We start from the raw sequence: 22,210 nt of genomic DNA, 5'->3' as shown, positions 1-22,210 counted from the left end.
GTCGGATGAGATTTTTGCACGAAAATGAAATTTACGGGTGTGACAAAGGTCACGGTTTTTGGATCTTGTGTGATAGCTGCTAGCTATTTTTACCTTTGAAATACAGTAGTTTATACATACTTGTAACGCCGGTAATATTTCAGGTGTCTAGTGATATAGGTTTTCATTTGTTGGTTACAAATGTATCTGCTTGGGGTTTATTTTTTTAGGGTTTTATTCGCTTTTGAGATAAAATAATAACTAAGCTTTACTTTCTACATTTTACATTGAGTATCATTTTGAATAATCACACTTTGTCAGACGCTTACTTGAATCGCTTTGCTGGGATTGGCCGTTTATATGGGCAACAAGCCTTGAGCTTTTTTGCTCAGGCTCATGTAGTCGTAGTTGGGATCGGTGGTGTCGGCACATGGGTGGCAGAGTCTTTGGCTAGAAGCGGTATTGGCCAGATCACCCTTATCGATTTAGACGATATCTGTGTGACTAACACCAACAGACAATCTCACGCATTAAAAGACACCATAGGTGAGTCTAAAGTTGAAGTGATGGCTCAGCGCTTAAAACAGATTAACCCTGAGTGTATTGTGAATGAAGTGGAAGACTTTATTACACCAGAAAATTTGTCTGAATATTTTCAAGGTAATAAGCAGGGCGGCAATCTTGATTACGTGGTGGATTGCATCGACTCGGTTAAAGCCAAGACAGCCCTGATTGCTTGGTGTAAACGTCAAAAGTTACCTATTGTAACTGTAGGTGGAGCGGGAGGGCAGATGGATCCTACTCAGGTACAGGTTGCTGATTTAGCTAAGACCTATCAAGATCCGCTATTGGCTAAAGTACGCAACATGCTTAGGCGTGAGTATAACTTCTCTAAAAATGTAGCCCGTCGTTTTGCCATCGAAGCGGTATTTTCAACCGAACAGTTGGTATACCCGCAAGCTGACGGTACGGTATGTAATACAAAGGCTACAGCAGAAGGCAGTATGAGAATGGATTGTGCGTCAGGGTTTGGTGCCGTGACTGTGGTAACAGGTACCTTCGGATTTGTTGCCACTAGTCGTGTATTAACCAAGCTTGCCGCTAAGGCACAATAGATTTCTACAGACATAAATGGAGCTAAGTATAATAGTACTTAAGACTCTGTAACTCGAGAGGCGCTAATTCAGCGCCTTTTTTGTGCCCGTTGATTCAGAATTAGTTAGCTTCAGTGGAAATACTGGCATTATTATTGCTTTTATTTGCTTAGGAACAGAATTCTGACACTGGATACGGCTATGCAAAAAGTGGCTTTTAATACATCTTCTTTTAAAATGATCTCAGCTAAAAAGTTGGTTTTTACCAGTATGCTATGGCTAACATTAGCCTGTGCAGCGCTATTGCTCGCACCGCAAACACTGTTGGTGCAGTTAAGCCTTGATGAGCTATTACAAAACCATACTCATTTTATTGGGTTAGGCTTAATCATTGGTGCCGCTTATTTATTGACGCTACTGCTTAATTACTTTCTCGATGAAGCGATTAGCTACTTTAGTGATAAGCGTTCGGTTGAGGTGATAGAAGAGAAGGTTAAGCTACTCGATCCAATGGAGCGTGCTTTGCTAAGGGAGTTTTTTCTGCAAGGGGAAACTATTCTGACCTTACCAGAACAAGAGCCTGCAGTTAAAAGTTTGTCTAAGGCTGGAATCTTAGAGTATTTGGGTAACCAGCAGCATTATGCGATTCAGGGCTCTACCGCTGATTTTAAGATTTCAATGCGTGCAAGAGTTCACTTAAACCGTCAGGTACTCCGTTTTCCTGTTGGTGAGCCGAGCGCTGAAGAGATGAAAAACCTGATTAAGGCGCGCCCACACTTCGTCAATAACCTGGTCGCACCGAGAAAACACGCTGCCTAGAGAGTTATTTAGCATTCATCAACTTTGATAGTGGCTGTTTGTTTGGGCAAAAAAAGGGGGGCGAATAGCCCCCTGCATTAGAAAGAACATTGAAAACTAATTCTCGGGATCCGCAGACTTGGTATAGAACATCCACATCAGATAGGAAATGATGCCTATAGTGCTAAAGATAACTATCATTGAAAGCAAGCCTATTGGGTTGCCAAACATCAAATCTAACCAGAATGCCATTTGCGAAATCCTCTTTCTTTTTCTTAGTTCCCGATAACGATACGCCGAGGTGTAAGTACACTTTTTGATCTCAGTCAAAAACAGTGTCTGTTATTAATGAAATGAGGGTTTATTGTTAATAAACATGCTGTAGATCATGTTTTGCTAATTTTGAGTATTAATCGCAGTGCTAGTCAAAATAGTAATTTTGCACGGATAGTGAACGGGTAGACGTGCTTAAGCTTGAAAAATGGCCACTTGATACAAAGCTTGCCTCAAAGTACTTGCCATTCATCTGCTGGTAGGTATAATTCCGTTCACTTACTGAGGTCGAGCAGATTTACAGTGAGTGTTATTGATAATGCCTGAGTGGTGGAATTGGTAGACACGTCGGATTCAAAATCCGATTTCGAAAGAAGTGACGGTTCAAGTCCGTCCTCAGGTACCATTATCAACAAAGCAACCTGCCATCGAGCAGGTTTTTTTATGCCTTTTTTTTATGTCTAAAGTTTGGCTATGCTAGGCTTTCTCTAAGGCTTAGCATCACTTGCCGTGATAAGCCTACAGCACAGCAACCTTTCATCATCTTTTTTATACTGATTGGTATTAAAGTCTTCTTGTACGTTTAGCCAAAGTGTCATCTGATTCATTATGCGCTTATCAATGATAGTCAGGCGATTTCTTGGTTCAGTGCTATCGTTTTAGGCGCTAGAGGGATTGGTTGTGTGTAGGGGCGGGCGAGGAATGGATACCAACCTACAATTATACTCATAGGTTTGAATTAATCTAAGTGTACTGAACACGTCTTGGCAATGGGAACCCTTATAAAAGGTCTCAATTACAACGTAGTAAATATACCATGACGATGGGCTAGGCTGATTAAATGAATTCGATTACGGGCGCCCAGTAGATCGCGAGCTCTATCAATATGATAATTAACCCCTCTTTCTGTAATGTGAAGTTGTTTAGCAATTTCACGACTACTTGCACCGTCGGCTGTTAATTTTAAAATTTCAATACAAGGCTTAGATAACACGGCATAATTCGTAATTGGATTCAGTGTGTTCATATGCTCTTGAGTCAGCTCTCGACAAAACTGTTTTAAGATTGGTTTGATCCAATCGGAGTCATGTTGAAGCGTATCGGTCAATGCTATTTCACTAGACTTGGAAAACCCTTTAAAAAATCCAGAATAATTATTGTGTAAATCAATAGTGTAACTAAAGCTAGATTGTGCATTTAGGCGTTGCAACTGTTGTTTTACGGCTTGCTGACAGCGTAAGTTTATGTGGCTTAACGGCCAAACCAAGGGGTCACTTTCACAACACGGCTTCTGGTTGATAAAAGTACGATCATACGCGCTGAATCGTTCATGATAAAGCTCCCTAAAACGAAGTACTGCATCACTGCTGACTGCAAGCGTACGCATATTCTTAATGTTGCCTAACTTTTTAATTAATAATTTTTCACGCAGCGCATTAGTTGGGACTAAAGAAAAATAAAAATGCGTTAATTGTAGTGGCGCTATTTTATGTAAGAGTTCTTGGCTAAGCTCTGTTGGGATCATGATTGTCATACAAACCTAAATAGGGGGGAGTTCCCCCCTCTAAGAAATAACTAAATACTATTTTAAAGCTGGGTCAACATGGCAGGTTAAGCATGACTCAGGTTCTTTAAAGTTTGTGTACTGACCTGTGTAATCCTTGCGATTACTATAAGCGTCACCATGAAGCTTCATTGTCTTAGCATGACAGAATCCACAAGTCATCACTTCCCCGTGACTATCAGGTGCACCGTTGTTGCCATGACACTCAGCACAACCCCAAGGAGTCATATCTTCTAGAATATGACCGTTGCCAGATTCAACGTTATGACAGCTTGTACAATCTGGTTGTTGCCAACCAAAGTGGCTATCAGTTAATGGCTCTTTAGCTTTACTGATATCGATAACATTTGATAAGTCAATCATATCTTTTGCATCAACATCACAACCAGATTTAGCTGGTGTACCGTAGCTAGCGCTACCGAAAGCTGCACCAAGATAGTTGATGTATTCTACGTTATACATCACCATCGCATCACCCGTTAGATGTGGGTCATTGCCGCCGAACGGAGTATAACCTTGCATGTAAGCAAAGTTAGAACCATCAACTACATCTTCATGCTCTTCACCAAAGCCATAACCTTTAGCTCTGAAATAACATTGACCTTCAAACTCCATATCTACGCGATTAGAACACATTACGTAGTTATACAAGTTATGAGATTTGTTGGTGTTGTTGTAGTGCTTACGCTCACCAGTATGATGAACAAATCCACAGGCGCCATTATTGGTATAACGTTGATTAATAATGGTGCCATTTGAGTCTACACCATTAAACTCAATGGCAGTTGCTACATAACCTTGAACGTTTGCATTAGTTGAAAGCTTAGGCCAGTAGCTCCACTGGATATTCAAGCCTTTATCTTTCCAAGCATCTTGCAATGATAACCAAGCGTCAAGCTCTGTGATTACGCCCTCTTTGTACAGGTCAGGTCTAAGGTTATTCGGCTTAACTTCGATGTTGTGGAACTCGGCTCTAACCCCTTTATTAAAGATACCATCAATAATTTGGCCTGGCTTAAAGTCAATTACGATTTCAGGAATAATTGTCTTGCCACCGTTCTTGTCGAATCGCTCCATTTCTGTTTGGTACTTGATTTCACGGATTTCCATTTCAGCGGGTTGCGCCTGAATGAAAAGAACGCTCATATCATTCTTAACAGGGAAGAGGTCGGCACGATGATAAATCTCTTCTTCTTTATAGATGAAATCTACCGCATCACCTGTCACATCACCGTCTTCATCTGTCTCTGGCCTGATTTCCCAGATATCAACACCGATAAGCATTTTGAAACCAGCGTCATCGTTCTTATACTTTTCTGGCTGTAGCATTTCAGGTAGACCATCATACTTAACGCCATCTTTAGTGATAGATCTAACCCAGTGAGTTTCTAGCTTAGCATCCCATTCGGTTTCAACATCAAAACCATATTTCTCACCAGCGTAAAGCAGCAAGTCAACGAAAGACCCCCTACCTTCAACAAAAACATCATCACGCAGAGCTTTTAGCTTTACATCCTTCATGTTGATGTCCATTGGTTCGATAATCCATTTGAAATCATCTTCAAATAGCGAGCCATAAGTCGTGTCGTAAGCACCTTTAGTAGCAGCTCTACTTGCTTTTTCTTCAGCAGTCCAAGCACGCTCAGCGATTGCGAATCGAATGTTTGAGTAAACTTTCTTCTCTTCTTCTGCTGGTGCGCCGAAAACATTTGCAGGAAGTTGTTGGGATGGTGGATCAATAGGTGGGGGCGTTGTTGGGCCATCATTATTATCGCTGCCACAACCACTAAGAGTGTACGCAAGCGCCGTAGCACTAAGCCAGTAAAGTGAACGTTTCATCATTATTCCTTATTATATCCCATTAATGGGGTTTGCAGTCTAAGGGTGATTGAGGTGGTAAACGCTGGGATATTTAACAGTAGATAATACCGCTGTGATCTGTATTTTGTTCTAGGCCACAAATGAAGCACTTATGTTATTCCGCCATGATATTATTTAGGCTTTAATAATAAATTTTATGCTTATAAAAAAGGGAGGAGTAAGTTAGATAATAAGTCGCTTACTCTTCTGACAAAAGCAGCTTCCTGTAGGTACTGGCGGTGGGTAACCCTACTTAAGTGTTTAAAAAAGCTGTTACAACTTAAGTTCGCTCTAAAATGCAATATTCAACAAGGAAACCTGCCATCGAGCAGCTTGATTATGGTTGAAATGCTTTCTTCCGCTGATGGTATTTAAAAGCCGTATTTTTACGCTAATTAAAACAGCAGTGGATAAAAGCTTAATCACTTATTTATGTTGTAAAGTTGTTATTGGTAAGCCTTTCTTGCTAAGGCGCTTAATATGGATTAAATATTCGAATTAAAGTGCAGAGATTCATTTCTGTTAGTTTGATTTTGTAGGCAAACCCTTACATTGTTGATTGTCGTTCCTTAGGTTGTAAATATATAATTAACACATTAATCATAATGTTATTGCTTTAATGAGTGAAATTTGAATCTTAATGAATTAATTTATTTTGAGTCTGTATTTAGAACAGGCTCGATAAAATATGCCGCTAAAGAGTTAGGAGTGTCAATTGCTACTGTTTCACGTGCTATTTCGTCTTTAGAGCTTGCTTTGGGCTATCAGCTATTTCAAAAAGATGGTGCTAAGTTTCATGTGGCTAAAAACGCAGTTGATCTATACCAGCGTGTCATTAATCCTGTTGCTGAATTGAACCTAATTTCTAGAGAGGTTAGCTCAAATAGTAGCTTTAGAATTGTGGCTCCACCTTTCTTATCTTATAAAACTTTTAGTCACATTCCGGGCAGGTTTGAGTCGTACTTTAAGCAACAACTCGTTATTGAATATAGTCACAATATTCAATCGAGAGTTCGAGCCTATGCCGATCTACGATTAGGCCATCTAGATCTATTTATTGATCTTAAGTCTGCCGATGAGTTCTTATTAAAATCGACTCAAATCCTTAGCGATAACCTTTGCTTATTTCGTTGTAAAAGCCATCAGGAGCCCTCTGAAGTTGCAACTAGAGCCGCAAACTACAAGTACGCTAAGTTGAAGTGGCTTGCTACAGAGCCTCACTTGTTTGTAGAGTACTTAACAAGTCAAGAATTAGCCGCTGCTGTGATATGTTTAGATAGTTATTCAGACTATCTGGATATCATTGAGTCAGACGATAATCTCAGAGGGCTTAACTTTAGCCGTGCTGTTGATACAAGGCGCTTTAACATTGAACCGATTTGTTCAGATGTAAATGTACAGCTTTATTCAATCATGAATAAAGAGCTCATTTTATCCTCCGGTGAGCAAAGGCAGTGGTTATTTAATGAATTTAACGCCATTGATGACTGGGTATTTAAGTTGTAACAGTTTGCTGGTTACTAAGTATTGTTTGTTGAAGTTTGTTATTGTTTGCACTGTTTTTAAACGGCCTTTAACATTCTGGATATGCTGGCAGGTCTTGATATTGACTACGTTATAAATCTTAATAGTGAAACATGATGTTTCACTATTATTCTGTTTTTCTTTAGATTAAATTAATTTACATTCCATTAAAAAGTATACCGATTCTTTTCTTAGTTTTACTTTATCTTAAAGCTGCAAGTTAAGCGCCTGTTATAAAGCTGAAATTTATAACCTGAAAGTAGCTTGTTTTTTAGGAACAGTAGTCGGTATTGTTTAGGATGTAATAATGTTAAATTCAGCGCTCAGACTCCCCAGTACAACTTCTATCTTTAAAAGAATCAAACTCATTTTTTTAGCATTCGTTATTACCCTGTTTGGTTGTAGCGAGAGTGATGAGGTATTGCTTCCCGATCTAGGTAAACCCGATACTATTTATTTAGCCAGTTTTGCTGAAGAGATGACTAAGGGGCAAACATTAACACTCGATATATCTCCTTATGTAATGAGTAAAGCCGAGTGGAGTTTGGCTGGCGTGACGGATCCTGAAGGCTTAGTGAGTATTCAAGAGCTATCAGGCACCAAGGTGACATTTAAAGCCGATTACTCAGGTATTACTCAGTTGGAATATGAAGTTGTTAGTCAGGGGCAATCTTATCAAGCTGATATTTTACTGGGGATCCAGGATATTGCTGCCTCAAACTCTGCTCCAATCGCTGAGCTTGTATCGCGCAGTTTATTGAGTGATGGCACGCAAAGCATTGAGCTTAATGAGGTGATCTATGATGCCGATGGCGACGAGTTAACCATCATTGAGTTATCACAAACTGCGGAGCGATTTTCACTTGTAGGCACCTCACTTATCTATAAACCAAATGGTTTTGTCGGCAGCGATTTTGCTATGTATGGCGTCGTAGATGGAAGAGGTGGTGTCACAGTCGGTCAAGTTGTAATGACGGTTTCTGATGCCTCGCCTACAGAGCCAAACCAAATCCCCGTAGCGCTTAATCATAAGACCTCGGTAATGCAGGGAGATAAACTGGCCATAGATGTAAGTGAGCTTATATCCGATCCCGACGGTGATAGCTTGAAATTGGTGGACTTAAGAGCGACTTCTGGGCGTGCGGTATTGTCAGAAATAACAGCTAATACTATTCAGTATGATGCTAGTTCGTTTACTGGAGAAGATAGCTTTCTGTATGTTGTGTCCGATAAAAAAGGCGGCTATGCGGCGGCTGAAATTAGCATCTATGTAGAGCCTTTACCTATTCCTGTTCCTTTATCACTAACGCCACTCGTTTTTGACTTTACCGTTGGCGAGGCTAGGACGATTGCTATCGACTCAGCGGTAACATCTGGGCTGGATTGGGCTATTAGCAGTATTGGAGATACAAGTGGCTTGGTGTCGCTCAGTACTGTTACACAAAATACCGTTACGATTGAAGCGCTAACCTCAGGTGTTGCTGTACTCGAGTTTTCAGTAAAAACGGCTAATGAAGAGAAATCCAGTCAGATAATAGTAGCCATAAGTGAGAGCGAGAATACGCCTCCAGAGGCTTCAAATATCGCTAAAACAACAAATAGTGAAACTCCCTTTAATTTAGACCTTACTACGCTGATATCAGATAGTGATGGTGACGTTTTGACTATATCCTCCGATTTATACCAGCTAAGCAATCGTTTTAGCTTAAATGGCTCGGTGTTAACTTATGCTCCAGCAGGCTTTATTGGTGTTGAATCTGCGACCTACATAGTGAGTGATGAACAAGGAGGTTACGCTGCAGCCTTGGTGGTGGTTAATTCACTCGATGCAAGCCCTGAATTACCTAATAACCCGCCAACGGCAACAGACTTAAACTTTAGCACCAACAGTAAAACTCCAATTACACTCGATCTATCGAATGCCATTGCTGATGCCGATAATGATGAGCTTGTCATTAACGTTTACGCCAGTAATGGTCGGGCAGTCGTAGATGACTTAAATGTGACCTATTCACCCAATGAGTTTTGGGGAGTCGATGAGGTTATCTACGTGGTCAGCGATCGTAAAGGGGGCTTCGCACTAGGTACGATCGTCTTCACGGTTTCAGATGCTAGGCCGGTAAACACAGTGCCAACAGCAAACAGCCATGTTGTAAATTTAAGCCTTAAAGAAGTACTGGCGCAGCCTGAACGTCTAATCGATATTAGTGGGCTTGTAGACGATACTGATAATGATCCCATCGCGCTAACTCGTGTAATGGCTGCTATTAACCCGGTTCGAATTGAAGCGCCATTACTGATTAAGTACACAGCCTCTGAACTACTGGCGTCAGATAAGTTTACCTATGTGATTGAAGATGGTAAGGGCGGGGTGGCGCAAAATATTATTGAAATTAATATTGTTAATAGTGCGCCAATCGCTGAAGCCGCTGCATTGTCTATTGATCCATTCGATGTGAGCACTCCAAGTATCACAATTGATCTTAGCGATGTTGCTTATACCTCAGATCCAGACGGTGACAGTCTCGAACTCACTTATGTGGGCAAAGTAATTGCGCCAGCAACTTTGGCACAAGACGGAATGAGGCTGACCTATGAGCCTAACGGTGCCGAGCAAACTGAAACTATCACCTACACAGTTTCTGATGGCATGAAAAGCAGCAGTAATGTGATCAGTATTATTTCGGCTTCAGATACAAGTTTAACCGCGACGAGTGTTCGTCTGCCTAGGCTAGAGATGGACTCAGTCAAGGTTCCGGTGGATCTGACTCATTATGTGACAAATAGTAGCGGCAGAGCCGTGTTTATCGAGCGTATTTTTGGTACTCGTTTAGGCACTGTTGAGTTTGAGCCGGGCTCAATGTTATTTACTTATCAGCCAAATGATATCAGTTATGGTGTGGATACTTTTTACTATTTAGTGGCAGACCATGAAGGTCATCAGGTACAAGAAAGTGTCACCGTTGAAATTACTGCGCCGGCTAAGCCAGAGATTACCGAGCTTACTCTTGCTTACTCGGGGCCAATCACTGCAACCATGACTTGTGTTGATTGTGAGCACCCAACTAAAACCGACTATCAGTTTGAAGTAGCCGGTTTGCCGGTATCGACACCATCAAACGTACTTAACCCAGCGATCCACCAAATCGAGCAAAATATTGGTGTGCTGGTCACCGCCAAAAACCGTTACTGCACCGCCAACAGTCAAGGTATAGGCGGCGGCAATGCTTGTAAGGTTTCTCAAGAAAAAGTGGTGATTAAGGCTGATTATTTAGATCGGGTTTATTCCAATGACTATGCGTTTGCGGCATTAAAAACCGATGGAACCGTTGTGGCGTGGGGGGAGGAACGTAAAGGTGGTGATAGTAGCGCTGCTGACTCAAAGCTATTTGATATAAAAAAAATCTCTGCAACGTCCGGCGCGTTCGCTGCTTTAAAGAATGATAAAACCGTTGTGACTTGGGGAGCAAGTGGGGATGGTGGAGATAGTCTAGCCATTGAGCATTTACTTAACGATGTGCAAAGCCTGCACCCTATTTTATTTGCTTTTACCGCATTAAAAACTGACGGCAGCCTAGTGGTGTGGGGAGATGCACAATTTGGCGGCGACCCAAGCGCAGTAAAAGATGAGCTATATAATATTACCCAAGTATATGGCTCTAAACATGACTTTGCAGTGTTAAGAGCTGACGGCAAAGTATTTTCTTGGGGAAGTATAGTTGATGATGAACATAGCTCTAGTTTTCCGACTGGGCTATCCAATGTTAAAGAGATATTTTCTAATGCGTACGCATTTGCTGCGCTAAAGAAAGATCGCACAGTCGTAGCATGGGGTGGAAAAAATGACGGTGGAGTAATCCCTAATGGTTCTATGGGGACAGATGATGTGCAGAGTTTATTGATCAATGTTGAGCATATTTATTCAAACTCTAGAGCTTTTGCTGCGTTAAAGGAGGATCAGACTCTAGTGGTTTGGGGCGGATACGGTGGAGATAATAGAGATGTTGCAGGGTTAGCTGATATTACAAATGTTTTTAGTAATGATGAATCGTTCGTCGCTATTGATTCTCATGGCAATGCATTTACATGGGGGCATGATTTCAATGGTGGTAATAGTGATGAAGTTGCGGAGCAACTTGTCAATATTGAGACTGTTTTCTCAACTAAAACAGCTTATGCTGCTCTCAAAAAAGACGGCACAGTTGTGACTTGGGGGAACCCGTTTAATGGTGGTTACAGCAAGCCTATAGCTTCAAAATTAACTGACGTAAAAACTATTTACTCAACGCATAAAGCCTTTGCAGCATTAAAAAATGACGGAACAGTAGTGACATGGGGCGATGCTGCAAGAGGTGGGTATATAAGTAATGAAGAGTTAGCAGCTAAGCTGACCGACGTGAGAAGCATCTACTCGACAGGCAGCGCGTTTATTGCCCTTAAAGGCAATGGCGATATGGTGACATGGGGCGATCCGAATAATGGCGGGGATAGCGCTGAAGCCCAAGCCAAGATGCTTTCTCAAACCGTGCTTTACGATAGCCTTAATCCTAATTGATATTTGCCCTTGGCCTGCGTCGTTACGTAGGCCATTAAGGTCTGGAAATAGATCAATAATGAAAAACATATCAAGAATCGAATTGAACACTAACTTTAACGCTAAGTTGAAAGCCAAATTGAAAGCGAAGTTGAAAATCCTAACGCCAATTATGCTATCTCTGTTGGGCGTTCATTCTGGAGTACTGGCAAGCGAAGCGCTAGCTCCTTCTGCCTCAGAAAATCAAGTAGCATTCGATGGTTATTTCTATATCGGTGCAAAAGCCGGTTATAGCAACATGGAAAATAGTTGCCACTCAAGTTATCAAGACTGTGATATTTCTGCACTAGGTTACGGTATTTTTAGCGGCTACCAATTTACACCTTCGTTGGCGTTAGAAGTTGGGGCAACCGACTACCAAGACTACGATGCTTTTTATGCTGGCCATGATGTGAGTGCCGATATCATGGGGTATGACGCTGCTTTAAAGTTATCACTTCCAATTACTGATGCTGGGCTCGATGCCTATCTAAAAGCGGGTGTCAGCTATATGGATATTACTCGTACTAGCTCCTTAACGTTAGCTGATGCCAGTGGCGCCACGCCATTAGGCGCTGTAGGGCTTGAGTATCAAGTGTCATCATCGGTTGCATTAAGGCTGGAATATCAATATCTAGCCGATGTCGGTGGAAGCCAAGGACATTTCACATCGATAGGGGTTAACTACCGCTTTGGTCGGGCTGCAAAGCCTCAAGAATACATCCGAGAGTCACATATTAGCTCAAGTACCGTGTCTGTGATTAATAAACCCGTTGTAGAGCTGACACCTCATCAACAGCAGGTAGTGGCGCTATTATTTTCTTTTGATAGTAGCAAAATCGATGACAGTGCTAAGCGCCAGTTAGACAGTTTCGTCAGCGCATTGAAACAATACCCAGAAGTGAGAGCTGTAATAACTGGGCATACAGACTCTGTTGGTGCTCAAAGCTATAACTTAGCATTGTCAAAATCACGTGCTACCGCTATTACTGACTATTTGATTGAGCAAGGTGTGGCTCAAAGTCGGATAGATAGTGATGGGGTTGGTGAAGCTGAACCTATTGCGACCAATGCCTCCTCTGAAGGTCGGCTGCAAAACCGGCGGGTAGAGATCTTATTTTAAGGATGATAAATGAAAGCCGGCTTATGCCGGTTTTTTTATGCCTTTCGTTTGTCTTGAATATTAGAGTTATGCGTTTTTCTAATGTAAATCTAATGTTTATAAAAGTTTATCTTGAGTGAAAATCAGTTGAGTTGCTGATTTTTGGTTGTAGAATTGTTGCTGGTTGAGGGTGTTATATCGTAAGCCGCATGTATAAAAGGACATTTATAAAAGGACATTTGAATGAAGTTGATAAAAAGGATGATTGCAGGCGTAAGCGTTGCAATGCTCAGCTGTAGTGCTTTGGCGATCTCTGTGGAAGATCTTTCTAAGCATCGAGAATTTTACAATGTAAAAATCTCGCCCGATGGTAAACATCTTGCCGTATTGGTTAATGATGAAGGGCGTAAAACATTAACCTTCTTGGAAACGGAATCCTTCGAAGTGACTTATACCCTTAAAGGTGGGGATCGCGATCAGGCTGGAGATTACTTTTGGGTTAACGATGAGCGAGTGATTGTTCAGGTAGAGCAGGTGCGAGGCGCATTAGAGCAGCCATTGAGTTTTGGCGAAATTTTTGCTGTGAACTATGATGGCCGTAAGCGCAAAATGATTTTTGGGTATCGCTCTAAAGGTGGAGTGGTGCTTGCTGGTTATGCTGGATTTTTACTGGATAACCTAAAGGATGACGAAAAGCATATTTTGATCCGTAAGCAGCTTATGGAGAGACGCAGCGATACTCGCCCTTCTGTGGTAAAGCTAAATGTTTATAACGGCAAAGAAAAAAGGGTTAAAAAGGCTCCAATTTCTTATAGTCAGTTTTTAGTCGATAATGACGGGAACCCAAGGTTTGTTGCCGGAGTCGATAAAGACTATAACACTAAGCTCTTTTACTCAAAGGGTAAGAATCAAGACTGGCAGCCCTTTGGTGATGAGTTTGAGGGAGAGTTTTTTCCCGTTAGGTTCACTCAAGACAACCAAGGTGTTTATGCACTAAAAAGTGTCAATGGTGAACCTAAAGGCCTGTATAAATATGATCTAGCTAGCGGTAAAGAATCATTGCTATATCAAAGCGAGATAGCAGACCCAACCTACCCGATCTCTTCTAGCCTTAATGGGGTTTATGGTCTTCGAATGGATGAAGACTACCCAACTTACCTTTTTATTGAATCTGACTTACAAGAAGCCAAATTACATAAGGCATTGGTCGGTGCCTTTAATGGCGATAGCGTGGCAATTACCAGTATGACACGTGATCGTCGTTTGGCTGTGGTTCATGTTTCTGGCGATAGAAATCCCGGTGAGTTTTATCTGTTTGATACTGAAAATATGAGCGCCAAGTTCTTGTTAAGTAGTGCTAAGTGGATTGATAAAAAGCAGCTCGCAGCAACAGAGCCATTTCGAATAAAAACGCCAGATGGGCTAGTGCTGAATGGTTTATTGACTCTGCCAGTCGGTAAAAGTGAAAATTTACCTACAGTAGTGTTACCACATGGCGGCCCACACGCCCGCGATTATTGGGGTTATAATTCTCATGTTCAACTGTTAGCAAATGCAGGTTATGCGGTGGTACAGGTGAACTTTAGAGGTTCAACTGGCTATGGCAAAAACTTTGAAAAGGCAGGCTATGGACATTGGGGCACAAAAATCCAAGATGATATTTTATTAGCGACTAAATATGCTATTCAGCAAGGCGTTTCTGATAAAAACAGAGTCTGTGTATTTGGCGCAAGCTTTGGTGGTTACTCGGCCCTGCAAAGCGCCATACGCAAGCCAGACGCCTTTAAGTGTGCCATCGGTTATGTGGGAGTGTATGACTTAGAGATGCTTTATACCGAAGGGGATATTAAGGGACATACTTGGGGCGATGCCTATTTAGATGAGACCTTAGGTAAAGATAAAGCTGAGCTGATAGCCCAGTCTCCGGTACATAACTTAGATAAACTCAAAGCCCCGGTACTTATCATACATGGTGAAGATGACCAACGTGCTCACTTTGAACATGCGCTAGCCTTAAAGGAAGCGATGGATAAAAAAGGCCACTCTTATGAATGGTTAGTGAAAGAGAAAGAAGGTCATGGCTTTTATAACGAAGCCAACATATTAGAAGCTAACGAGCGGATTTTAAGCTTTTTAGATAAGCATATTGGTGATTAGTCTGACTTTAGTTTAGATATTCAGCTCTGTAAATCAGCTCTGTAAATCAGCTCTGTAAATCAGCTCAGTTAACTGCGACTAGCTAACAGGGGGGGGAGAATAAAGGGGCACATATAGTGTGCCCCTTTTGATGTTTTAACCGCAATTACCGTCTTTAGAGTAGTGGTTTAGATTGCCAATTAGACGGGCTGTTTAGCTCTTTAAGATCTCTAGCGGTAGCGCTAGCATTTCATCGCCGCTGCCAGCGAAATACCAGATGATGCCAATCAGCGCCGCCACGGTAACGAAATACCACACAGTAGAAAATATCTGGCCGTATCTATCGAGTGGCAACAGATGACTCTGATGGCGGGTTTTCCATTCGAACACGATTTCAGCGCTACCAATAAGTAGCAAGAAACCGAGTAAGGCGAGTCCGAGAGAGTAGCTGATGTAAACACCTACTGCCGCGCCAAGAATACAGGCGACTAACCCCATCTTACTGTTCATCGAAAAGCTAATACTCTTGAGGATATGACCGCCATCAAGCGGCAGAATCGGCAGGAGATTAAACAGATTCAGCAGAGCGTTGAAGGTGGCTAAGCCGGCAAAGAAAATATTTCCGGTGATCCAGTAGGCTGCAAGCGATGCGATTGACATAAATAGGCCAAAGGTCGGGCCCATAATGGAGATCACCACATCTTGCCAGCGGGTATTAATCTTCTCATCGCTCAAGGCGAGGCCACCCATAAATGGGATCAGATAAATGCCTTTGGTTTTCATGCCAAAATATTTCATCGCACGAATGTGGCCATACTCATGGAATACCAAACAAGCGATAAGTGCCAATGCGAACTGAAATGAAAATAACCAAGAGTAGGCCGCGACACTGGCACCAGCAAGCAGCACCTTAATCACTTTGGCACTTTTCAGTAGCTTAAAACCTAAAGAGGCCAAACCCACCACGCTAAATTGCTTCTTCTCTGGGATAGGCGTTGTTGGCGTCTGTCTTTCGATATCTTTGGTAGTGCGTTGGCCTGTCGTTATGACTTCATCATCTTTGAGCAGGCGGTAATCAATAATAAAGGGTTGCCATTGCAGATCGGTCTCTAGGGTGATCTTAATGGTCTTTAGCGGCGGAAGTTCTGCGTCTGCAGCTTGCGCTAAAGCAGGATCTTGAATCGATAACTCAAAATCATGGCTCTTAAGGCCTTCATTATCTGGGCTAGCCTGAATGACGGAGACTAAGCTGTCGCCCCAAAATAGTTGTTGCCAGCCTGCAAGAGAGCCCTCTAAGCGTAAGGGTTTGCCAAGGCAATCGATCTTCAATAATTCCACGTGATAACTCAAAGGGTAAAAGTGAGCTAATTATGCCGTGAATGCCTTGTGCAAGGAAAGCCAGAAGCGCTTGAAAGCAGCCTAATTATCCTGAAAAAGGGTGTAATCAATCGCTAACGGCTGTAATCGAAGCTGATCTCTTGGTTAATATTTCTGATCTGACAGGGGCCGTGCTCCCTTTGGGTGCGCTGAAATGCGGTTCCTATATGGAGCTCAACATTAGAGAAAACATGTTTGAGCGCATTAATACCGTAGTGTTTATAGTAACCATCAATTTCCTGCTTTAAAGACTCAAACTCAAGCTCTTCTTGGGTACGGAGCATCGCCGTTCGGCGCTTCTCATCTAGCATGACTTTCACTTGCTCAACCATCATCGCATCTGCTTGCCACTGTTCTTTAGGTGGCAGTTTTCTGAGTTGAGCTTCGATATTTAGACCGGCAACGACCATGGACTTAATGCTTTGGTCTAGCTGCTTGAGTTGTTGTTTTAACTCAGCCAGCTCCATGGCGCAATAAAGTTCGGTTTTAGTATCAGCTGTGGCGCCGATAGCGACAGCCTTAATGCCTTTGTTGGCTTCTGCTTTACCGCCAACGAGGTCGCCTCGACGAGCGCTGCCATCACTGACGATTAATTGTTGCTGTGTCTGTGTGTGACTATGCAAAAGCTGTTTAGTCACTAAGATATTACCCTTAGATTTAAGTTGAGAATACTGCACGAACTGCGCACTGATCTGCCCTTGTGCGTGTAACTTAGTCGATAGGCTAAGATCTTTTAACTGGCGTCCAATGACCCCTTTACTGACGGTAATGTCACCTTTGGCCTCAAGGGTGGCGGAATCGACAAAGCCCATCACAGTGATATCACCTTGGCTTTTAACGACCATGCCTTCACCCACATCGCCAGTGATCAACACGCTGCCTTTAAAATCAACATGACCATAGCCCACATCGACGTTCTTTATTTGCAAAACATCATCAACCTGCATTCCCGATGGCGTTTCTACTGGTTGACCTGCCACCGTTGCGATGAGCTGATTGGGATTATGTGCCGAAAATTCGGTGCCGTTACCTGCGGTGAACTTAAGATCTTTTCCCGGCTTTGCGATAAGCGTTTCGCCATAGACGTTATAGCCGTTGACGCCTTGAGTCGCGGGGTGCTTTTCAATCAGTAAGTTGCCAGGTTTAACCATGATTACAGCACCAAGATTACGCATATCGACCGTGCCATCGCTATTCTTTTGCGGCTGCAATAATCGCTCCCTTGCCAGGGATACTTTTCTCTCAAGCTTGGCTGGTGTGCCATTCACTGCTGCGCGGCCATTGGCGATGACATTGTGGCATTTTGCGCCGGGTGACAGGGTGGAAAATTGGGCTAGTAAGGCTTCTATTTTAGCTTTGCTCAGCCCCATGCTAATGCGCTGTAGCTTGAGATTTTGCAGTACATCTCTGAGGCCTAAATCTTTGCCTCCAAAGGCAGCGGTCAACACCATCGTCGCTTGCATCTTGTCGCTAGCGATCTCGAAGCTTATTTCGGCATCACGCCTTTCAGCTATTTCAAAAAACAGCTCAGTCTTGCCTTCATCTTGAGGATGCAGTTGGTTGACTTGAATAACGGCTTGAGTAATTACGGCGTGAAGGGGGCACAGACAAGAAAAATCTGGTAGCGCCATTAATTGCAGTAAGTCATCTTCAGTGATCGGCCCATGCAGATTGGGGATGATCTTTAATTCAGCTTTTTGGTTGTCTTGGCTAAACTCAATGAGCTCTGGGCGTAACATAAAAACCTCATCGTTTATTATTATTTTTATTAATATTGTTTTTATTGAAACTGTTCAGCGAGTATAACCACATAAGAGCTTGGTTAAAAAGTGTCTGTGATTAATTGTGTGAATATACCCAAACAACTTCAAGATACAGGATTCAGCATGTCGAGAAGTGACAGAGTTCAAGGCATGAAATTGTAGGGCTAGTTATTCTCGGCTCTGGCATCCTGCTTCGCCCTACCTTCTGCATCCATGCAGTCGTAATTCAATATTTCATAACACAGAAAAATGTTGCTTATCGCCATGCCCTACGGGAGTTCCCGTAGAATAACTGCACTGCGTTAGTGATATCGACAAGGGAAAAACCATTATCCTCAATCACTGCCTTGTTCAGCTACCCTACGGGAGCTCTGAAACGAGCATCTTGAGGTAGCTTGGGTATAAAAGGGGAGGTAAGAGCTCTAAGGCGTGAGCAATGTCATGCCTTAAAGCATATTTTACTGGGGCGTATTTTACGTTAGTTGCTTTAAATTAGTTACTTTAAAAAAGTTACTTTACGTTAGAGTAAATTTTGTATTTATTGTTTTCGGCCGCCACGTTTACTGAGCCGAAGTTTTCAGCAATGGTGTCAGAGTAGGGCAGGTGACGGTTGGCCACAATGTGGAAAATCCCTCTGGCTTTTAAGTTGCTAGCACTATCTTTCACGAAATTAGTCGCAATATTAGTGGTGCTTGCTAAGCCGTCGTGAAACGGTGGGTTTGAAATTATGCCGTCATAGCGCTGAGATGTTTGCGCTAAGCCATCGGATGCAAAGACCTTAGCTGTAAATTCATTGGCTGCTAATGTTAGCTCGCAAGAGGCTAGCGCCATGGCATTGATATCGACACACTCAAGCTTTAATTCAGGCTGAGCCTTGAGTAAAGCGGCGGCGATCACGCCTGAACCACAGCCAAAGTCGAGCACATTACCACTCATCTTAGGTAAATTGGCGAGTAGTAATTGCGTGCCTTCATCGAGCTTCTTCTCACTAAACACGCCGACCAAATTACAAATAGTTATTTGCCCTTGAGGAGTATCGAGTTGGTAGCGACTGAGCCAGTCCTTGAGTTTTAACTCTGGAGCAGGCGAATTTAGCTCACTGGTAAACACAATACAGTGGCGAGCATTATCGACTTTAAAGGCTTTATCAAAATAACTCGGCAGCTGCTTAGGAAGTGACTTAATTCCGCCTTTGTTTTCACCCACAACAACCAGTTGGCCTTGAGGTTTTAAGTGCTTGGCCGCGAGATTAAATAGATATGGTGCTAACGCCTTTGCTTTAGGGAAATAAACGATCACTGAGTCAAAAAGCTCATCGGTTGGCAGCTGATGGCCAAAATACAATTGAAGCTCTTTACTGGCATAAGGCTGCATCATCAGGTGGTGATGATAGTCTAATGCTAATCCACACACGCTGCTGGCGGTTGCTAACAACTCTTTTGGCAGGTGATCACTTTCATAATTGAGTACTAATACCGATTGGTCTTTGACTAAATCACTGTTTCTGAGGAGGACTTGCGAAGCGTTGGTTAGCATGTGTATTCAAGGTCGACTTTTAATTAGCTGCGATTATACCGTAACCGCTTGGGAATGCGAGTTTGATGGTTTTTTGTATCAAAAAGTGCGATGGGAGTTATGCTGTGAAGTGAAGTGAAGTGAAGTGAAGTGAAGCAAAAGTCTGACTCATAAACAAAAAACTATAACCACGAAGCGCTCACTTTGCTCGCTACACTGAGAGCTCGAAGAAAAGATCGAGGCTTTCCTTCGTGCTCTTCACATTCTTCGTGGTCAATTGTTATCTTTACAAGTCATCTCAAGAGCTTATTTCGCTTTAGGCAATAGGCTTATCATCTTGTCTGCGATATCGGTATTGTCTTGATTGCCCTTGAACAGATCGGCAGCTGGCCCCGCGGCAAACACTTGCACATCGACACCAGTGTGACCACTAGTCGTCCAGCCGGTAAAACTGCGGTTATCGATAAGCTGTTTTAAGGCGGTGTCTAATGTGACTTGTCCTTGCATACGAGCATTGCTAAGGCGCTGCAACTCTTCAGGTTTGATTTCAAAACCGAGTTTTTGGTTCACTAATGGCTGCCAATCGTCGGTGGCGATAGCAAGTTCTGCGATACTCGCAGGGCTGGCTTTGATGCCTTTGAGTAACGCGGTATCCCAAGCATATTCACCGTTGGCACCGATAGATAAGCCGCCGGTATTATGATCGGCGGTTACCAGCATTAAGGTGTCAGGGTTCGCGCGCACATACTGCTCGACCACTTCGATAGCATTGGCAAAACCGTGCATTTCAGCCATGGCCGTGGCGATATCATTATTGTGGCCAGCCCAATCGATAAGACTACCCTCAACCAGTAGCACAAAGCCGTTGTCATTTTGTGATAGTAGATCTAAGGCTTTTTGGGTCAGTAAACTTAACTGAGTCGAATCTTGTTGATCAATCACCCAAGGCATCTGCACCTCGGCAAATAGGCCTAAGGCCTTGCCTTGCGTCAAACTGTCGAGTTGACTCAGTTGGTTAATATGCTGGTAGCCTTTCGCGGTAAACTGCTTAAGCAGATCCTCTGGGAAGTACTTTTGGCCTCCGCCAAGCAGCACATCGGCATCGGATGTTAAGTAGCTCTGTGCTATATCATCGTAATTTCGACGGCTTTCGTTATGGGTAAGAAAGGCCGCTGGAGTGGCATGATTAACTTGAGCCGTTACGGCAACACCGGTAGCCATGCCGCGAGCTTTAGCCATCTGCATTATGGTCGTAAGTGGACGCTTATCTACATCGACTGAGATGGCGCCATTATAACTTTTTACGCCGGTTGCCAGAGCGGTAGCCGATGCGGCCGAGTCGGTAACATAGCCACTCTGCCTAGCCGGGTAGGTAGATGCCATGCCGACGAGCAGCCTATCAAAAACTGTTTGCTCAATCTCTTCGGTATCGGGGTTATTTTGGTAATAACGATAGGCGCTGGTGTAAGCTGGCCCCATACCGTCACCTATCATGATAACCATGTTTTTAGGGCGCGATGGAGCCTCATGAATATCGATGTTGGCCGATGCAAATAGTGGTAACACAACAAGGGCACTGAGTGCCCAAGTGTATGTTTTTCTCAAGTTCATGCCGAATCCTTTGGCTAAGCTGTTTTATTGATACGTGCTTCGATTGCATCCATTAGCATGCCAGTAATATCAACGTCGAATGCTGCTTCAATCTCTTTAATACAGGTTGGGCTGGTGACGTTGATCTCGGTAAGCTTGTCACCAATTACGTCTAGGCCAACAAAGATAAGACCACGTTTTTTTAGCTCAGGGCCAATCGTGCGGGCAATGTGCCAATCAGACTCAGATAGAGGTTGAGCAACACCACGGCCGCCAGCGGCTAAGTTGCCACGGGTTTCACCTTTTTGTGGGATACGGGCCAGCGAGTAAGGCACTGGCTCGCCATCAACCACTAGAATACGTTTGTCGCCGGCAGTAATATCAGGAATAAATGCCTGTGCCATTGCGTATTGGCTACCTTCTGCGGTCAAGGTTTCGATGATAACCCCTAGGTTTGGATCATCTTTTTTCACTCTAAAAATAGAGCTGCCACCCATGCCATCTAGCGGCTTAAGGATTATGTCACCTTTAGCTTGGTGGAAAGCGCGAATACGCTGCTCGTCACGGGTAACGATGGTTTCTGGTGTAAATTCAGAGAACCAAGCTGTAAACAGCTTTTCGTTAGCATCACGTAGACTTTGTGGCTTGTTTACGATTAACACGCCTTGCTCTTCAGCGCGTTCAAGCATATAGGTTGAATAGACGAATTCTGTATCGAACGGCGGATCCTTTCGCATCAAGATAACATCGATATCGGCAAGCGGAGTATCAACAGCTTCTTCTAGTTGGTACCACTCTAGCGGATCATTCTTAACGGTTAATGCGCGCATGGTGGCCATTGCTTGGCCGTTAACCATAGCAAGATCTTTCATTTCCATGTAGAACAGCTGATAACCACGAGACTGGGCAGCCATTAACATGGCAAAGCTAGAATCTTTCTTGATATTAATGTCGCTGATGGGATCCATCACGATGCCGAGTTTGATCATGGAGCGGTTTCCTTATCTTATATTCGTTTCAACGATAAATATGGGGGCATAAGCCCCCGTTTTCTAGCGTGTT

At 43.0% G+C, this 22,210-nt stretch carries 14 protein-coding genes and 1 tRNA gene; 7 read left to right on the top strand and 8 right to left on the bottom strand.

Features of this window, described 5'->3' with window-relative positions; all coding sequences use genetic code 11:
- Window positions 1–293: 293 nt before the first annotated feature.
- On the top strand, window positions 294–1,094 hold the full coding sequence (tcdA, locus tag K5Q73_RS03050; protein WP_220759185.1) for a tRNA cyclic N6-threonylcarbamoyladenosine(37) synthase TcdA: 801 nt from the start codon (window positions 294–296) through the stop codon (window positions 1,092–1,094).
- A gap of 180 nt (window positions 1,095–1,274) precedes the next feature.
- Window positions 1,275–1,892, top strand: coding sequence for a superinfection exclusion B family protein (locus K5Q73_RS03045; RefSeq protein ID WP_220759003.1), 618 nt, complete (start codon window positions 1,275–1,277; stop codon window positions 1,890–1,892).
- A gap of 96 nt (window positions 1,893–1,988) precedes the next feature.
- On the opposite strand, the gene K5Q73_RS03040 is transcribed toward K5Q73_RS03045, so the two are convergent.
- A complete protein-coding gene (locus K5Q73_RS03040; RefSeq protein ID WP_012153859.1) occupies window positions 1,989–2,123 on the bottom strand; it encodes a DUF3149 domain-containing protein in 135 nt (44 codons plus the stop codon).
- Between the two features lie 342 nt (window positions 2,124–2,465).
- Between K5Q73_RS03040 and K5Q73_RS03035 the strand changes: the two genes are divergently transcribed.
- Window positions 2,466–2,550 (top strand) — tRNA-Leu (locus K5Q73_RS03035).
- Between the two features lie 390 nt (window positions 2,551–2,940).
- Here the strand turns inward: K5Q73_RS03035 and K5Q73_RS03030 are convergent.
- Together K5Q73_RS03030 and K5Q73_RS03025 are read right to left on the bottom strand one after the other, a co-directional pair.
- Window positions 2,941–3,678 carry a response regulator transcription factor gene (locus tag K5Q73_RS03030; protein ID WP_220766126.1) on the bottom strand — a complete coding sequence of 246 codons (738 nt, stop codon included), beginning with the start codon at window positions 3,676–3,678 and terminating at the stop codon, window positions 2,941–2,943.
- Between the two features lie 48 nt (window positions 3,679–3,726).
- On the bottom strand, window positions 3,727–5,547 hold the full coding sequence (locus tag K5Q73_RS03025) for a cytochrome c3 family protein (RefSeq protein WP_220759005.1): 1,821 nt from the start codon (window positions 5,545–5,547) through the stop codon (window positions 3,727–3,729).
- A gap of 651 nt (window positions 5,548–6,198) precedes the next feature.
- Here K5Q73_RS03025 and K5Q73_RS03020 point away from each other — a divergent pair.
- The 4 genes from K5Q73_RS03020 (at window position 6,199) to K5Q73_RS03005 (ending at window position 14,924) form a co-directional block, all read left to right on the top strand.
- Complete coding sequence (locus K5Q73_RS03020) at window positions 6,199–7,074, top strand: LysR family transcriptional regulator (RefSeq protein WP_220759006.1); 876 nt, start codon at window positions 6,199–6,201, stop codon at window positions 7,072–7,074.
- Window positions 7,075–7,399: 325 nt separating this feature from the next.
- Complete coding sequence (locus K5Q73_RS03015; protein ID WP_220759007.1) at window positions 7,400–11,647, top strand: Ig-like domain-containing protein; 4,248 nt, start codon at window positions 7,400–7,402, stop codon at window positions 11,645–11,647.
- A 58-nt stretch (window positions 11,648–11,705) separates the two neighbouring features.
- A complete protein-coding gene (locus tag K5Q73_RS03010) occupies window positions 11,706–12,788 on the top strand; it encodes an OmpA family protein (RefSeq protein ID WP_220759008.1) in 1,083 nt (360 codons plus the stop codon).
- Window positions 12,789–13,010: 222 nt separating this feature from the next.
- Window positions 13,011–14,924, top strand: coding sequence for a S9 family peptidase (locus K5Q73_RS03005; RefSeq protein ID WP_259650680.1), 1,914 nt, complete (start codon window positions 13,011–13,013; stop codon window positions 14,922–14,924).
- Window positions 14,925–15,116: 192 nt separating this feature from the next.
- Here the strand turns inward: K5Q73_RS03005 and K5Q73_RS03000 are convergent, their stop codons facing one another.
- The 5 genes from K5Q73_RS03000 to gshB all read right to left on the bottom strand — a co-directional run bounded on the left by K5Q73_RS03000 (window position 15,117) and on the right by gshB (window position 22,137).
- Complete coding sequence (locus tag K5Q73_RS03000) at window positions 15,117–16,241, bottom strand: site-2 protease family protein (RefSeq protein WP_374706797.1); 1,125 nt, start codon at window positions 16,239–16,241, stop codon at window positions 15,117–15,119.
- A 113-nt stretch (window positions 16,242–16,354) separates the two neighbouring features.
- Window positions 16,355–18,019 carry a DUF342 domain-containing protein gene (locus K5Q73_RS02995; RefSeq protein ID WP_220759010.1) on the bottom strand — a complete coding sequence of 555 codons (1,665 nt, stop codon included), beginning with the start codon at window positions 18,017–18,019 and terminating at the stop codon, window positions 16,355–16,357.
- A gap of 534 nt (window positions 18,020–18,553) precedes the next feature.
- Window positions 18,554–19,579 carry a methyltransferase gene (locus tag K5Q73_RS02990; protein WP_220759011.1) on the bottom strand — a complete coding sequence of 342 codons (1,026 nt, stop codon included), beginning with the start codon at window positions 19,577–19,579 and terminating at the stop codon, window positions 18,554–18,556.
- Between the two features lie 285 nt (window positions 19,580–19,864).
- Window positions 19,865–21,169, bottom strand: a complete 1,305-nt coding sequence (locus K5Q73_RS02985) for an alkaline phosphatase (protein ID WP_220759012.1) — start codon at window positions 21,167–21,169, stop codon at window positions 19,865–19,867.
- A gap of 14 nt (window positions 21,170–21,183) precedes the next feature.
- Window positions 21,184–22,137 carry a glutathione synthase gene (gene gshB, locus K5Q73_RS02980; RefSeq protein ID WP_220759013.1) on the bottom strand — a complete coding sequence of 318 codons (954 nt, stop codon included), beginning with the start codon at window positions 22,135–22,137 and terminating at the stop codon, window positions 21,184–21,186.
- Window positions 22,138–22,210: the final 73 nt, after the last annotated feature.

It is taken from the genome of Shewanella sp. MBTL60-112-B2, from assembly GCF_019655055.1.
In the GTDB taxonomy this organism is placed as follows: domain Bacteria; phylum Pseudomonadota; class Gammaproteobacteria; order Enterobacterales; family Shewanellaceae; genus Shewanella.
Note: the sequence above shows the minus strand (reverse complement) of the source record. Positions and strands in the feature narration are given on the sequence as shown.

Excerpts from the sequence above, each read along its gene's own strand:
- K5Q73_RS02985 (WP_220759012.1), bottom strand. The coding sequence starts at position 21,169 with ATGAACTTGAGAAAAACATACACTTGGGCACTCAGTGCCCTTGTTGTG.
- K5Q73_RS03010 (WP_220759008.1), top strand. The coding sequence starts at position 11,706 with ATGAAAAACATATCAAGAATCGAATTGAACACTAACTTTAACGCTAAG.
- K5Q73_RS03040 (WP_012153859.1), bottom strand. The coding sequence starts at position 2,123 with ATGGCATTCTGGTTAGATTTGATGTTTGGCAACCCAATAGGCTTGCTT.
- K5Q73_RS02995 (WP_220759010.1), bottom strand. The coding sequence starts at position 18,019 with ATGTTACGCCCAGAGCTCATTGAGTTTAGCCAAGACAACCAAAAAGCT.
- K5Q73_RS03005 (WP_259650680.1), top strand. The coding sequence starts at position 13,011 with ATGAAGTTGATAAAAAGGATGATTGCAGGCGTAAGCGTTGCAATGCTC.
- K5Q73_RS02990 (WP_220759011.1), bottom strand. The coding sequence starts at position 19,579 with ATGCTAACCAACGCTTCGCAAGTCCTCCTCAGAAACAGTGATTTAGTC.
- gshB (WP_220759013.1), bottom strand. The coding sequence starts at position 22,137 with ATGATCAAACTCGGCATCGTGATGGATCCCATCAGCGACATTAATATC.
- K5Q73_RS03045 (WP_220759003.1), top strand. The coding sequence starts at position 1,275 with ATGCAAAAAGTGGCTTTTAATACATCTTCTTTTAAAATGATCTCAGCT.
- K5Q73_RS03025 (WP_220759005.1), bottom strand. The coding sequence starts at position 5,547 with ATGAAACGTTCACTTTACTGGCTTAGTGCTACGGCGCTTGCGTACACT.
- K5Q73_RS03015 (WP_220759007.1), top strand. The coding sequence starts at position 7,400 with ATGTTAAATTCAGCGCTCAGACTCCCCAGTACAACTTCTATCTTTAAA.
- K5Q73_RS03030 (WP_220766126.1), bottom strand. The coding sequence starts at position 3,678 with ATGACAATCATGATCCCAACAGAGCTTAGCCAAGAACTCTTACATAAA.